Source organism: Pseudomonas sp. GZD-222, assembly GCF_049310525.1.
In the GTDB taxonomy this organism is placed as follows: Bacteria; Pseudomonadota; Gammaproteobacteria; order Pseudomonadales; family Pseudomonadaceae; genus Aquipseudomonas.
On the sequence record NZ_JBMOWO010000127.1, the window covers coordinates 21,617 to 36,084 of the forward strand.

At 60.9% G+C, this 14,468-nt stretch carries 12 protein-coding genes; 9 read left to right on the top strand and 3 right to left on the bottom strand.

Annotated features, from left to right (window positions below; translation table 11 throughout):
- Positions 1 to 194: 194 nt before the first annotated feature.
- The 3 genes from ACO6VD_RS24200 to ggt all read left to right on the top strand — a co-directional run bounded on the left by ACO6VD_RS24200 (position 195) and on the right by ggt (position 3,534).
- Complete coding sequence (locus ACO6VD_RS24200) at positions 195 to 785, top strand: NAD(P)H-dependent oxidoreductase (protein WP_422422487.1); 591 nt, start codon at positions 195 to 197, stop codon at positions 783 to 785.
- Positions 786 to 852: 67 nt separating this feature from the next.
- A complete protein-coding gene (locus ACO6VD_RS24205; RefSeq protein WP_422422488.1) occupies positions 853 to 1,749 on the top strand; it encodes a LysR substrate-binding domain-containing protein in 897 nt (298 codons plus the stop codon).
- Positions 1,750 to 1,866: 117 nt separating this feature from the next.
- Positions 1,867 to 3,534 (top strand): gamma-glutamyltransferase, encoded by a 1,668-nt coding sequence (ggt, locus tag ACO6VD_RS24210; RefSeq protein ID WP_422422489.1) that lies wholly within the window; start codon positions 1,867 to 1,869, stop codon positions 3,532 to 3,534.
- Between the two features lie 100 nt (positions 3,535 to 3,634).
- Here ggt and ACO6VD_RS24215 read toward each other — a convergent pair whose 3' ends face one another.
- Positions 3,635 to 5,554 carry a methyl-accepting chemotaxis protein gene (locus tag ACO6VD_RS24215; protein ID WP_422422490.1) on the bottom strand — a complete coding sequence of 640 codons (1,920 nt, stop codon included), beginning with the start codon at positions 5,552 to 5,554 and terminating at the stop codon, positions 3,635 to 3,637.
- 198 nt (positions 5,555 to 5,752) lie between these two features.
- Positions 5,753 to 6,634, bottom strand: a complete 882-nt coding sequence (locus tag ACO6VD_RS24220) for a neutral zinc metallopeptidase (RefSeq protein ID WP_422422491.1) — start codon at positions 6,632 to 6,634, stop codon at positions 5,753 to 5,755.
- Between the two features lie 200 nt (positions 6,635 to 6,834).
- On the opposite strand from ACO6VD_RS24220, the gene pcaH reads away from it, so the two are divergent.
- From pcaH to ACO6VD_RS24240, 4 genes are all read left to right on the top strand, one after another.
- Positions 6,835 to 7,554 (top strand): protocatechuate 3,4-dioxygenase subunit beta, encoded by a 720-nt coding sequence (gene pcaH / locus ACO6VD_RS24225; RefSeq protein WP_400171616.1) that lies wholly within the window; start codon positions 6,835 to 6,837, stop codon positions 7,552 to 7,554.
- A gap of 10 nt (positions 7,555 to 7,564) precedes the next feature.
- Positions 7,565 to 8,170, top strand: coding sequence for a protocatechuate 3,4-dioxygenase subunit alpha (gene pcaG, locus ACO6VD_RS24230; RefSeq protein ID WP_422422492.1), 606 nt, complete (start codon positions 7,565 to 7,567; stop codon positions 8,168 to 8,170).
- Positions 8,171 to 8,278: 108 nt separating this feature from the next.
- The gene (locus ACO6VD_RS24235) at positions 8,279 to 9,055 is read left to right on the top strand and encodes an IclR family transcriptional regulator (protein ID WP_422422493.1); all 777 of its coding nucleotides are present in this window, start codon (positions 8,279 to 8,281) and stop codon (positions 9,053 to 9,055) included.
- Positions 9,056 to 9,195: 140 nt separating this feature from the next.
- A complete protein-coding gene (locus ACO6VD_RS24240; RefSeq protein ID WP_422422494.1) occupies positions 9,196 to 10,074 on the top strand; it encodes a DMT family transporter in 879 nt (292 codons plus the stop codon).
- Here ACO6VD_RS24240 and ACO6VD_RS24245 read toward each other — a convergent pair.
- Positions 10,071 to 11,411, bottom strand: coding sequence for an MFS transporter (locus ACO6VD_RS24245; protein WP_422422495.1), 1,341 nt, complete (start codon positions 11,409 to 11,411; stop codon positions 10,071 to 10,073). The two genes, ACO6VD_RS24240 and ACO6VD_RS24245, sit on opposite strands and share 4 nt — an antisense overlap.
- 302 nt (positions 11,412 to 11,713) lie before the next feature.
- Here ACO6VD_RS24245 and quiC point away from each other — a divergent pair, with 302 nt between their 5' ends.
- Together quiC and ACO6VD_RS24255 are read left to right on the top strand one after the other, a co-directional pair.
- Positions 11,714 to 13,621, top strand: a complete 1,908-nt coding sequence (gene quiC, locus ACO6VD_RS24250; protein WP_422422496.1) for a 3-dehydroshikimate dehydratase QuiC — start codon at positions 11,714 to 11,716, stop codon at positions 13,619 to 13,621.
- A gap of 77 nt (positions 13,622 to 13,698) precedes the next feature.
- Positions 13,699 to 14,367, top strand: coding sequence for a TetR/AcrR family transcriptional regulator (locus ACO6VD_RS24255; RefSeq protein WP_422422497.1), 669 nt, complete (start codon positions 13,699 to 13,701; stop codon positions 14,365 to 14,367).
- Positions 14,368 to 14,468: the final 101 nt, after the last annotated feature.

A 14,468-nucleotide genomic window follows, 5' to 3' on the forward strand; every position in this document is an offset into this window, starting at 1 on the left:
CGACCTCTGGTGGGGGATGAGCTGATTTTATTTCAATAATGTAGATGTAATTCGTGCTTTTCAGTCAAAAGTATTTTGCGCCATCGGCGGTTTTTCCAACCCGGTGCATCCCCTAATCTGCCGCCATCCAAATTCACCCGATCCCGGGCCGTCGCATAACACCGCAATGGATCGAACGATAGATGAGGCAAGTGATGAAGAAAGTCCTGTTGCTCAACGGCGGTAAAAAGTTCGCCCATTCCGATGGCCGCCTGAACGAGACCCTGCACGAGGCCGCCCTGGCATTCCTCGACCGCGCCGGCTTCGATATCAAGACCACCTACATTGACGGCGGTTATGACAACGCTGAAGAAGTGCAGAAATTCCTCTGGGCCGATGTGATCATCTACCAGATGCCGGGCTGGTGGATGGGCGCACCCTGGACCGTCAAGCAGTACCTGGATGAGGTCTTTACCGCGGGGCACGGCAGCCTGTACGCCAACGACGGTCGCACCCGTTCCGATGCCTCGCAGAAGTACGGCAGCGGCGGCCTGATCCAGGGCAAGCAGTACATGCTCTCGCTGACCTGGAACGCACCGCAGCAGGCGTTTGATGATCCGAGTGACTTCTTCGAAGGCAAGGGTGTGGATGCGGTGTACTTCCCGTTCCACAAGGCCAATCAGTTCCTCGGCATGAGCGCTCTGCCCACCTACCTGGCCGTGGATGTGATGAAACGCCCGAATGTCGAAGCCGCAGTGGCGGCCTATGAGCAACACCTGGCCCGGGTTTTCCAGATCCAGGCCTGATGAAACCTTGCGCTGGCCGCGCCAAGCGGCTATCTATCACGGCTGTTGCTCACCCCGGGGTACAGCCGTGAAAGCCAGGTCCGATGAATTGCAGGTGTTCGTCTCGGTCATCGAGTGCGGCTCGATTCCCGCTGCCGCCGAGCAAGGCGGGCAAACGCCGTCGGCGATCAGCCGGACCTTGTCACGCCTGGAGGCCAAGCTTGGCACTACGCTGATCAACCGCACGACCCGGCGCATGGACCTGACCGAAGAAGGCCGGTTCTTCTTCGAGCGGGCCAAGTCGATCCTGCAGCAGATGGATGACCTCGAAGAGCATCTGTCGGTACATCACCAGACACCTTCCGGGCGCCTGCGTATCAATGCCGCGTTGCCCTTCATGCTGCATGCCATCGTGCCTTGGGTCGGTGAGTTCCGCGCGTTGTATCCGCAGATTCAGCTAGAACTCAACACCAGTGACCTGATCATCGACCTGATTGAACAGAGCACTGACGTCGCCATACGCATCGGTGAACTCGCCGACTCCAGCCTGCATGCCCGTTCCCTCGGCTGCAGTCCGCTGAACGTACTGGCCAGTCCCGAGTACCTGGCGCGGCATGGCACTCCCGAGCGAGTGGAGGACCTGCAGGCACATTCGCTGCTCGGCTTTACCCAGACCGAAACCCTCAACCATTGGCCGCTGCGTCATGCCGAGGGTGATCGCCTGCTGATCCGTCCGAGCCTGTCCGCTTCCAGCGGTGAAACCCTGCGCGAGCTGGCCCTGGCCGGCGAGGGTATCGTCTGCCTGTCGCACTTCATGACCCATGAAGACATCCGCACCGGTCGACTGCAGGTGGTGTTACCCGAGCACAACAGCGGCTACCGCCAGCCGATCAATGCGGTGTACTACCGCAACTCGCAGCTGGCCCTGCGCATCCAGTGCTTCCTCGATTTCATCCAGCACAAACTGGCGATCTACGCCTGCTGAGCGCTTTCAGTGCGACAGAACTTTCCTGCGAGCGGCGAATTCTTCTGTGGTGTTTGATTAGTTTTCGGACATCAGCCTTAATGGCTGTTCAACGAAAACAACACCAAGGAAGCTCTCATGCGCGTTGTGATGTTCCGAACCCTGGGCCTGAGTGCCGCGATACTCGCCAGTTCATCGGCTTTCGCCGTGACGTTGGACGGTGGCGCGGTGGCCGCACCCGATCAATATGGTGCACAGGTAGCCGCCGACGTTCTCAAGAAAGGCGGTAACGCGGTCGACGCCGCAGTCGCCACCGCCTTTACCCTGGCCGTGACCTACCCCGAAGCCGGCAACATCGGCGGCGGTGGTTTCATGACCCTGTACATGGATGGCAAACCCTATTTCCTCGACTACCGCGAAGTGGCGCCCAAGGCTGCCACGCGCAACATGTATCTGGATGAAAAGGGCGAGATCATCGAGAACCTGAGCCTGGTCGGCTCCCGCGCTGCCGGTGTACCGGGCACGGTGATGGGCTTGTGGGAGGTGCATCAGAAGTTCGGCAAACTGCCGTGGGCCGAGCTGATCACCCCGGCGGTGGGCTACGCGAAGAACGGTTTCAAGATCGCTTCCAAGCAGTACCAGTACCGCGAAGACGCCTTGGGTCTGTTCAAGGACAGCACCAACTTCAATGACTATTTCGGCACCATGAAAGTCGGCGAGACCTTCAAGCAGCCGGAGCTGGCGCAAACCCTGGAGCGCATTGCCGACAAGGGCGTCAGCGAGTTCTACCAGGGCAAGACCGCCGACCTGCTGGTTGCGCAGATGCAGGCCGACAAGGGCCTGATCAGCAAGGACGACCTCAAGGATTACAAAGCGGTATGGCGTGAGCCGATGGGCATCGAGTGGCGCGGCAATATGGTCTACACCGCACCGCTGCCAAGCTCGGGTGGTGTCGCCCTGGCACAACTGCTGGGCATCAAGGAAAACCGTGCGGCGGACTTCAAGGGTGTCGAGCTGAACTCAGCGCGCTACATCCACCTGCTGGCCGAAATCGAGAAGCGTGTGTTCGCTGACCGTGCCGACTACCTGGGCGACCCGGATTTTTCCAAGGTGCCGGTGGATAAGCTGATCGCCAAAGACTACATCGCCAAGCGTGCCCAGGAGGTCAACCCGACCGCCATCTCCGACACCGAGAAGGTTCGCCCGGGTCTGGAACCGCATCAGACCACGCACTTCTCCATCGTCGACAAACAGGGTAACGCGGTCAGCAACACCTACACCCTGAACTGGGACTATGGCAGTGGTGTAGTGGTCAAGGGCGCGGGCTTCCTGCTCAACGACGAGATGGACGACTTCAGTTCCAAGCCGGGTGTGGCTAACGCCTTCGGTGTAGTCGGCGGCGACGCCAACGCCATTGAGCCGGGCAAGCGCATGCTCTCGTCCATGGCCCCGACCCTGGTCACCCGTGATGGCCAGGTCACTCTGGTACTGGGCACACCGGGTGGTTCGCGGATCTTCACCTCGATTTTCCAGGTGCTGAACAACCTGTATGACTACAACTTGCCGCTGGAAAAAGCCGTGGCGGCGCAGCGCGTGCATCACCAGTTGCTGCCTAAGGACACTATCTACTTCGACGCTTATGCGCCGCTGACCGGCAAGGTTGCGGACGAGCTGAAGAAGATGGGCTACACCCTGGAAGATCAGGGTTGGGAGATGGGTGATATCCAGGCGATCCGGGTCAACGGTGCGGCGCTGGAGACTGCTTCCGATCCGCGTGGGCGTGGGGTCGGGCAGGTAGTCAAGTAAGCACCTGTAGGAGCGGATTCATCCGCGATGGGTCGCAGCGCGGCCCCAAAAATTGGGACTGCGCTGCAGTCCATCGCGGATTAATCCGCTCCTACAACAGTCAGACGCGGAAGTGGCTGACCATGGTCTGCAACTGGTTGCCCAGGCGCGCCAGCTCGACACTTGAAGCTGCCGTTTCGTCACTGGCCGCTGCCGTCTGCTCCGACACATCGCGCACGTTGATGATGCTGCGGCTGATCTGTTCGGCCACCGCACTCTGCTGCTCGGCGGCTGCGGCGATCTGCTGGTTCATCGACTGAATGTTCGACACCGTACGGGTGATGCTTTCCAGCGAGGCACCGGCCTTACGGGTCAGCTCGACACTGCTGTCGGTCAGGTTACGGCTGCCAAGCATTACATTGGCCACCTGCTGAGTCCCGCTCTGCAGGCCAGCGACCAGCTCTTCGATCTCTTCAGTGGATTTCTGCGTGCGCTGGGCCAGGCCGCGAACTTCGTCGGCAACCACGGCAAATCCACGCCCGGCCTCACCGGCACGGGCCGCTTCGATGGCGGCGTTGAGTGCCAGCAGATTGGTCTGTTCGGCCACCGACTTGATCACATCCATGACGCTACCAATCTTCTGGCTTTCCTGCTGCAGCAAGCCCATGGCTTCGGTAGAGCGGTGGACTTCTTCGGCCAGGCGTTCGATCTGGCTGATCGCCTCGGCAACCACCTGGTCACCGGCACGCGCTTGCGCATCGGCGTCGGTGGCGGCAGACGAAGCGTGTTCGGCGTTGCGCGCAACTTCCTGCACGGTGGCCGCCATTTCGTGCATGGCCGTGGCCACCTGATCGGTCTCGACTTTCTGGCTGTTGACCCCGGCGCTGGTTTCTTCGGTCACGGCCGACAGTTCTTCGGCGGCGCTGGCGATCTGGGTGACGCCGTCGCGGATGCCGCTGATCAGGTCACGCAGGGTCGAGCCCATGCGCTGAATGCCTTGTTGCAGTACGCCGAGTTCGTCACGACGGGTGACGCGCAGGTCATGAGTGAGATCACCAGCGGCGATCTTTTCCACCACAGCCAGAGTTTCACGCAGTGGACGGGTGATCTGGCGGGTGATGATCACTGCGGCCAGCACGCCGACGAGCAAGGCCAGCAATGTGGCAGTAAGCTGCAGGGTGCGGGCCTGGGCGCTTTCGTTATCGCGGCGCTCCAGCTGGATCTTGTACAGCGCATCGCTGATCTTGACGATGCTGGCGCCTTGTACGGTCATTTCCTGGCGCGCGACGGCCACATCGGCGGTGGCATCGCGGAACTGGCGCACGGCATCACGGTAGGCCAGCACTGCGGATTCGAACTGCTGGATGCGCGCGGCTTCGTTCGGCATCTGGCGGTTCAGGCTGGCAATCTCGGCCAGGGCGCCATCGAGCTGGCGCAGCGCCAACTGTTCGGTTTCGCTGCTGATGTCGGCGATGTAGCTACGTACGGCCAGGCGTACCTGGAACAGTTGCTCCTTGGCCTGGGTGATAGTGCGAAATTGCTCCAGGCGGCTGGCGTCACCTTCAGGCAGGGCAAGGATATCGCGGTTGATCGCCTCGACCAGGTCGATGGCGCGCGCAGCGGCCAGGTTCATCGCATCGCGTGCGGCAAGGCTGGTCTTGTAGCCGGCGCGCATCTTGTTGATCGACACCTGATAGGCGCTGATGGTCTGGCCGAGTTCCTGGAGCAACTTGACGTTTTCCGGGCTCTTGAAGCTTTTCAGCAGCTTTTGCTGCTGCTCGCTGAAGGCGTTCAACTTGACCTGGACGTTGCCGGCGGCGGCATCGTCGCCATTGGTCAGCATGTACTGCAGGCGGGTGATACGCAGATCGGTCAGATCGCTGTTGAGTTGGGTGATGTCGCTCATCCAGTTACTGCGATCGATCAGCCCACCCATGCTGTTCCAGCCGGTCAAGGCCAGCAAACTGGTGAGCAACAGCACCAGGCCGAAGCCCAGGCCGAGTTTCAGGTTGACGCTGATGTTGGCAAACCAGCTATTCATGCGATCCCTCCAGGAACGTTGCGCTATTTGATCCATATCGCTGGAAGGTTGTTTTTGTTGAAGGCCAGGCGATGTTCTGAGCAGTGTTTATCGGCGGCTTGCGCCGGAGCTGAAACGCAATTTCAGCAAAAATGCTCAACGGTAGTTTCGGCGTGTTTCCGCGGCAGGCTCAGGCTGCCGCGGATCTACAGGAAGGGGTTAGAGGGGGCGGGCGGTGAAGGTGTCACATTGGTTGATATCACCCTTGGCAAAGCCGGTTTTGAACCAGCGCACACGCTGCTGCGAGGTGCCGTGGGTAAAGGAATCCGGCACCACCCGGCCCTGGCCTTTCTGCTGCAGGCGATCGTCGCCGATGGCGTTGGCGGCGTTCAGAGCCTCTTCGATGTCGCCGGGTTCCAGCCAGTTCAGGCGCTGTTGTGCCTGGTACGCCCAGACGCCGGCTAGGCAATCGGCCTGCAGCTCCTGACGAACCAGCAGGCCGTTATCGCCCTCCATTCGTTCACCGCGCTGGCGCGCAGCCTGCACCTTGGCTGACACGCCAAGCAGGGTCTGCACATGGTGCCCGACTTCGTGGGCAATCACGTAGGCCTGGGCGAAGTCGCCGGCAGCCGCAAAGCGCTGCTCCATCTCGCGGAAGAAGCTCATGTCCAGGTAGACCTTCTGGTCGGCCGGGCAATAGAACGGGCCGACTGCCGAGGAAGCAAAGCCGCAGGCCGAGTTGATCTGGCCGCTGAACAGGGTCAGGGTCGGGTCTTTATATTGGCGGCCGGCCTGGGCAAAGATGGCCCGCCAGGTGTCTTCGGTGTCGCCGAGGATCGAAGCAACGAATTCGGCCTGTTCGTCGTTGGCCGGTGGTGCCTTGCCGGTGTCGGTACTGACCGGCGCACTCTGCTGGCCCATCTGCCCGGTCAGTTGACCGAGGATCTGTAGCGGATCCTGCCCGGTCATCCAGCCGATGCCGACGATCAACAGGATCGCACCGATGCTCAGGCCCTTGCCACCGCCGAAGCGCATGCCGCCGCCGCCCTCGCCACGGGCATCGACCACATTGTCGCTACGCCTGCCTTTTCGCCATTGCATGAGTGCTCTCCCGCACTTGGAAACATGAGCTCAAAGATTAGTTCACCGGACGTCGCTCTGTCAGATTCCTGATAGTCACATAACCATGTGGTTATGAAAGACGGGGTTATTTTCAATGTTCCCCAGCGCCATCATGTCGGAAACTTCAAGCTCGCCTGCCACGCCCAGGCGCTCCAATAATTCCAAGACAGGAGAACGGCATGTCTGCACAAGACACCAGTCGCTTCGCTATCCGTGATCGCAACTGGCACCCCAAAGCCTTCACCCCGGATTACAAAACGTCCATTGCCCGTTCGCCACGTCAGGCGCTGGTAAGCATTCCGCAGTCGATCAGCGAAAGCACAGGGCCAGACTTCTCCCACCTGAAGTTCGGCGAGCATGACCATGACCTGCTGCTCAACTTCAACAATGGCGGGCTGCCCATTGGCGAGCGGATCATTCTCGCCGGCCGCGTTTGCGATCAGTACGGCAAGCCGATTCCGCATACCCTGGTGGAAATCTGGCAAGCCAACGCTGGCGGCCGTTATCGCCACAAGAACGACCGCTACCTGGCACCGTTGGACCCCAACTTCGGTGGCGTCGGTCGCGCTCTGACCGACAGTGAGGGCTACTACAGTTTCCGCACCATCAAGCCGGGTCCGTACCCTTGGCGCAACGGTCCGAACGACTGGCGCCCGGCCCACATCCATGTGTCGATCAGCGGCCCGTCGATTGCGACGCGTCTGATCACCCAGCTGTATTTCGAAGGCGATCCGTTGATCCCGATGTGCCCGATCGTCAAATCGATCGCCAATCCTGAAGCAGTACAGAGCCTGATTGCGCGGCTGGATATGAGCAACGGCAACCCGATGGATTGCCTGGCTTACCGCTTCGACATCGTCCTGCGCGGTCAGCGCAAAACCCACTTCGAAAACCGCTGAGGAGGTGACCATGCCCATTCAATTGCTGCCGGAAACCCCTTCGCAGACGGCGGGTCCGTATGTGCATATCGGCCTGGCCCTGGAGGCTGCTGGCAACCCTGGCCGCGACCAGGAAATCTGGAACCGCATGGCCCGCCAGGATGCCCCGGGTGAACACATCCTGGTGTTCGGCAACGTCTACGACGGCAACGGTCACCTGGTGAGGGATTCGTTCCTGGAGTTCTGGCAGGCCGACCACGCGGGTCAGTACCAGGGCGGCTTCGATCTGGAAAAACCCTTCAACAGTTTTGGCCGCACCGCCACCACCTTCGATGCCGGTGAGTGGACCCTGCACACCATCAAGCCCGGCGTGGTGCGTAATGCTGCGGGCGTGCCGATGGCGCCGCACATCAACGTCAGCCTGTTTGCTCGGGGTATCAACATCCATTTGCAGACGCGTCTGTACTTCGATGATGAAGCCCAGGCCAATGCCCAGTGCCCGGTACTCAACCTGATCGAGCAGCCGCAACGGCGCGAGACCCTGGTGGCGACCCGCTGCGAAGTGGACGGCAAGTTGACGTATCGCTTTGACATCCGTATCCAGGGTGAAGGGGAGACGGTGTTCTTCGATTTCTGATGCGTGTGGTCCGGTCGCGGGGCTTACCCCGCGATTGCGCCAGTCCCGTTAAATTTGCGCTTTCGCCGTGGCTCTTTAAAATCGGCACAAATTTCAGGGACCATGACCATGGCCGGCAGTCAGATCGAACGCGCGTTCAGTCTTCTCGAACGCCTTACCAGCGAACCGCGCGGGCTGCCTCTGCAGACCCTGGCCGAAGAGCTGGACATTCCCAAAAGTGCCACGCATCGCATGCTCGCCGAGTTGATGCGCCTGGGTTATGTGCGCCAGAACCTGGAGAGCAGCCGCTATCACCTGAGCACTCGCCTGGTGGCCATGGGCTTTCGTTACCTGGCCAGCAGCGGTGCTGACATCGTTCAACCGATCCTCGATGAACTGGCCCACACCACCGGCGAGCTGGTGCGCCTGGGCGTGGTCGAGGGTGACCGCCAGACCTGGATCGCCAAGGCCCAGGGCGCGCGTTCGGGGCTGCGCTACGACCCGGACATGGGCCGCGATGCGCCACTGTTCTACACCGCTTCCGGACATGCATGGCTGTCCAGCCTGAGTGATGATGAAGCCTTGCAGCTGGTTGAACGCCAGGGCATTGCCAGGCGCGAGGAGTTCGGACCCAACGCCCCTGCTTCCACGGCTGAATTGCTCGAGCGCTTGCGCCTGGCCCGTGAACACGGCTACGCCTGGGTGGTAGAGAGTTCAGCGGTGGGCACCTCGGCACTGGCGGCAGTGGTGCGTCATCCCGTTGATGGCCATACGGTGGGTGTGCTCAGTGTCGCCGGGCCCAGCGCGCGGATGAGCGAGGCGCGAATGCACACGCTGGCGCCGGTGCTGCTGGCGGCGGCGGAGGAGTTGTCGGCGGCAAGTCCTGCGTCCGAACTGTTCGTTTAAATCATCGCGGGGCAAGTCCGCTCCCACCGGCTTAGTGACACCCCGGTGGGAGCGGACTTGCCCCGCGATGATTGTGCTTGCAATAAAACTGGAACTCAGTTCTAAATAACTGAAATTTCAGTCTCCCGAGATTGCATCACATGCCCCGTCCCACTGCGCTCAACGATGCCAGCCAGCCACTGCGGGGCATTTTGCTGGTGGTCGTGGCAATGTTCCTGTTTGCCAGCCACGACGCGCTATCCAAGTATCTGGCCGGGTTCTACCCGATTATCTGGGTGGTGTGGGCGCGCTATCTGGTACACACCCTGCTGATGATGGCGATCTTCCTGCCGCAGTCCGGGTTGCGTGTGCTGCGTACGCGTCGGCCAGGGCTGCAGGCCTTGCGCGCGCTGTGTTTGCTGGGTACCAGTCTGTTGTTCACCACGGCCTTGCAATACATACCCATGGCGGAAGCAACAGCCGTCAACTTCCTTGCGCCGTTGCTGGTGACGGCGCTGTCGCTGCCTTTGTTGGGCGAGAAGGTCACACGCGGCCAGTGGGTGGCGGTGCTGGTGAGTTTCGTCGGGGTGACGGTGATCATCCACCCGGGGGGCGCACTGTTCACACCTGCTGTGCTGTTGCCCTTCGGTTCGGCGCTGTGTTTCTGTTTCTACCAGCTGCTGACCCGCAAACTCAGTGGTATCGATAGCCCGACTACCAGCAACTTCTTTACCGGGGGGCTCAATACGTTGGTGATGAGTGCCATCGTGCCGATGTTCTGGCAGATTCCAAGCCTGATCCATGGCTTGATGGCGCTGGCGCTTGGCACTTGCGGGATGATAGCGCACCTGTCTCTGACCCAGGCTTTCCGCCATGCCCCTCCGGCCATGCTGGCGCCGTTCAGTTACTGTCAGATCGTGTTCGCCGGGATACTCGGCCTGGTGCTGTTCGGACACAGCCCGGACATGGCCGGGCTGGTCGGTATTGCGCTGATCTGCCTCAGCGGCTTGGGCGCTGCCTGGTTGCAGCGCAAACCCTAGGCCTCGACTTTTGGCACCTTGCGTGGCGCCAACAGGTACATCCAGATCAGGGCAATGAAGTACATGGCCGGGATCATGGTGAACAGCAAGGTGTAGTTGTTATTGGTGGTGGTCAGGATGTAGCCCACCAACTGGGTCATGAACATCCCGCCGATGGCGGCACACATGCCGCCGAAGCCGAACACCGTGCTCATCATGTGCTTGGGCGTGTAGTCCATCACCAGGCTCCAGATGTTGGCGGTCCAGGCCTGGTGCGCGGCGATCGCCAGGGAAATGGCCAGTACTGCCACCCACAGGCTGCTGGCGCCGGCGGCAAAGACTACACCGATGATGGTCACGGCAAACAGCAGCATCGACAGCAGGCGCGCCTTGACCGCTGCCATGCCACGGCCAATCAGGAACGACGAGAGAATGCCGCCGCCGATGCTGCCGAAGTCGGCGCTGATGTAGATGACGATCAGCGGAATGCCCATCTGGGTCACACTGATGCCCAGGTTGTACTGCTGGTTGAGGAACGGCGGTAGCCAGTACAGGTAGAACCAGAACACCGGGGCGGTCATCGAGTAGGCCAGGGCGAAGGCCCAGGTGCCGCGCATGCGCAGGATTCGCGAGAAGGGCACGCGGGCCTGCTCCGGTTCCATTTCGCCTTGCACGTAGGCCAGTTCTTCTTTGCTGACGCTTGGATGGTCTTCCGGGTTGAAGTACTTCAGGCCCCAGAAAATCACCCACACCAGGCCCAGCGCGCCCATGCCCATGAACGCGGCCTGCCAGCCCCAGACGGTGAGAATCAGGGGCAGCAGCATCGGCGTGAACATCGCTCCGACGTTGGTCCCGGCATTGAAGATGCCGGTAGCCACGGCGCGTTCGCCAGCCGGGAACCACAAGCGGGTGGTCTTGACGCAGGCCGGGTAGTTGGCCGCTTCGGTCAGGCCGAGAATGAACCGGCAGACCATGAAGCCCACCGCGGAGGTGGCCAGGCCGTGGGCGCCGGTGGCCAGGCTCCAGAGCAGCACGGCGCAGAAGAACACGCGCTTGACGCCGATACGGTCGATCAAACGGCCCTGGAGGACGAAGCCGATGGCGTAGCCGACCTGGAACCAGAAGTTGATGTTGGCGTAATCCATCGCCGTCCAGCTCATTTCCTTGGCCAGGATCGGCTGCATGACGCCCAGGGCGGCGCGGTCGATGTAGTTCAGGGTAGTGGCGAAAAACACCAGGGCGAGCATCACCCAACGGGTCTTGCCGACCGCCATGGCGCCACGGATCTTGTCGCCGATGCCGGCGTGCGGGGTGCTGGCCAGCGGCTGGGCTATGCGGGTGCTGTGCGAATGGATCATGGGAGGGTTACCCGTATTTTTATGTTTATGGGTCAAGCCTTGGTCACGCAATGCTAAGGACGCCGGGGTGCTCGGCTGTCGATTGAAACGGCAGGGGTCGAGGAGCTTTTGGCTCGTCGAGCAACACTGCCCGGTGTCGAAATGGTGCGCCCGTGGTCAAAAAAGGGTCAATTCGTTGAACGCTATTATGGGCGATAATCGAACACAAAACTAACCAGTTAGTACCTTTTTGATTGAGCAAAAAGTGTGCAACGCCAATAATCGCAGCATCCGGGTTTTGCCTGCCCATCGGAGCCATAAAAATGCAGCGTTCGATTGCCACCGTATCCTTGAGCGGTACCTTGCCTGAAAAACTCGAAGCCATTGCCGCCGCGGGCTTCGACGGGGTCGAGATCTTCGAAAATGACTTGCTCTACTATGCCGGCAGCCCGCGGGAAATCCGCCAGCGCTGTGCCGACCTGGGCCTGGCAATCACCCTGTTCCAGCCGTTTCGTGACTTCGAAGGGTGCCGCCGTGATCGGCTGGCGCGCAACCTGGATCGCGCCGAACGCAAGTTCGACCTGATGCAGGAGCTGGGCACTGATCTGGTGCTGGTATGCAGCAACGTAGCCGCTGACTCACTGGGCGAGCGTCAGGTGCTGGTCGATGACCTGCGGCTGTTGGCCGAGCGCGCCGGGGCCCGCGATCTGCGCATCGGTTACGAAGCCTTGGCCTGGGGCCGGCATGTGAACACCTGGCAGCAGGTCTGGGACATTGTCCAGGCGGCAGACCATCCAAGCCTGGGGATGATCCTCGACAGTTTTCACACCTTGTCGCTCAAGGGCGACCCGAGTGCTATTGCCCAGGTCCCGGGTGACAAAATCTTCTTCGTGCAGATAGCCGACGCGCCGTTGCTGGCCATGGATGTGCTGGAGTGGAGCCGGCATTTTCGCTGCTTCCCGGGGCAGGGCGAATTTGACCTGGCGGGCTTTCTGGCACCGATTCTGGCCAGCGGCTACCGCGGACCCTTGTCGCTGGAAATCTTCAACGATGGTTTCCGCGCCGCGCCACCGCGGGCCAATGCCGCAGACGGTTTGCGCTCGCTGCTGTACCTCGAGGAAAAGACCCGCCAACGCCTTGAGCAGCAGACTCAACAGCCTGTGGATGAGCTGTTGTTCGCGCCGCCCGCAGCCAGTGCCTACGATGGCATCGAGTTTCTTGAGTTTGCCGTGGATGATGCCCTCGGGGCCAAGCTAGGCAACTGGCTGGAACGCCTGGGATTCACGCGTGCCGGTGCGCACCGCTCGAAGAATGTCAGCTTGCTGCGCCAGGGCGATATCAACCTGATCCTCAACGCTGAACCCTATTCGTTTGCCCACAACTTTTTCGAAAGCCACGGACCGTCTTTGTGCGCCACGGCAATTCGCGTCAAGGACAGCGCTCAGGCCCTGGCCAGGGCGGTGGCCTACCACGGCCAGCCTTACCGGGGCCTGGTCGGGCCGAACGAACGTGAACTGGCTGCCGTGCGTGCGCCGGATGGCAGCCTGATCTATCTGGTTGATCAGGACGCGGAAGGCCGGACCATTTACGAAACCGATTTCAGCCTGAATGCAGCTCCGGGCAACGATCTTGGACTCAAGCGCATCGACCACATGGCCCTGGCATTACCGGCCGATGGTCTGGACAGCTGGGCGCTGTTCTACAAAAGCGTGCTGGATTTCAGCGCCGATGACGAGGTGGTGCTGCCCGATCCTTATGGTCTGGTGAAGAGCCGCGCCTTGCGCAGCCGATGCAGCTCGATCCGTTTGCCATTGAATATCTCGGAAAACCGCAACACGGCCATTGCCCATGCCTTGTCGCACTATCGCGGCTCGGGTGTGCACCACATTGCCTTCGACTGCGAGGACATCTTTGCTGCGGTCAAGCAGGCCAAGGAGGCTGGCGTGGCCCTGCTCGACATTCCGCTCAACTATTATGACGACCTCGCCGCACGTTTCGATTTTGACGACGAGTTCCTCAGCGAGCTGGCTTACTACAACGTCCTCTATGACCGTGATGCCCTGGGCGGTGAGCTGTTCCACGTGTACACCGAGCCGTTCGAGGAACGCTTCTTCTTTGAGGTCCTGCAGCGGCGCAATGGCTACAGTGGCTATGGCGCAGCCAACGTTGCCGTACGCCTGGCGGCAATGGCCAAGGCGCGGGCTGGCGCGCCGGCACAAGCCCGTTTGTAGGGGCGCGTCCGGCAGGCTTTCTTCCTTGTCCCCCGGGGCTCATAATCACCGGGTTAATCGTTGGCCACGAGTCCTGTATGACAACTACTCCAGCACTCTGCGCAGCCCCGGAACCGGTGGCGCGCAAGGGTCGCAAGAACAACCCGGAAAAGACCCGCGAGAACATTCTCCAGGCGGCAATCAGCGAGTTCGTCCAACAGGGACTGGCGGGCGCCCGGGTCGATGCCATCGCCGAGCGCACCCAGACTTCCAAGCGCATGATTTACTACTACTTCAACAGCAAGGAGCAGTTGTACGTCGAGGTGCTGGAGAAGCTCTACGGTGATATCCGCAACACCGAGAGCAACCTTCATCTGGCTGAACTGGAACCGCGTCAGGGCATTCGCCGGCTGGTGGAGTTCACCTTCGATCACCATGATCGCAATGTCGATTTCGTGCGTATCGTCTGCAACGAGAACCTGCACCACGGTGAGTTCGTGAAACGCTCCTCGGCGATTCGCTCGATGAACAAGACCGTACTCACCGCGCTGGACGAGATCCTGCGTCGCGGCGCTGCCGAGGGTGTATTCCGCCAGGGGCTGGAAGCGCTGGATGTGCACCTGTTGATCAGTTCGTTCTGCTTTTATCGGGTGTCGAACCGCAACACCTTTGGCGAGATTTTTCAGGTCGATTTCGAAGATGCGGCGCTCAAGGCGCGGCATCGCGAGATGATTTGCGACTCGGTGTTGAGATTCTTGCAGGCCTGATCCCGTGCAATAGCGGGGGAAGACCGTCCCCCCAAAAACCACAGTTTGGAGGGGGCTTTTCCCGCGAGTAAGCCCCCCCTCGACAGCCGGTCCCCGTTGTC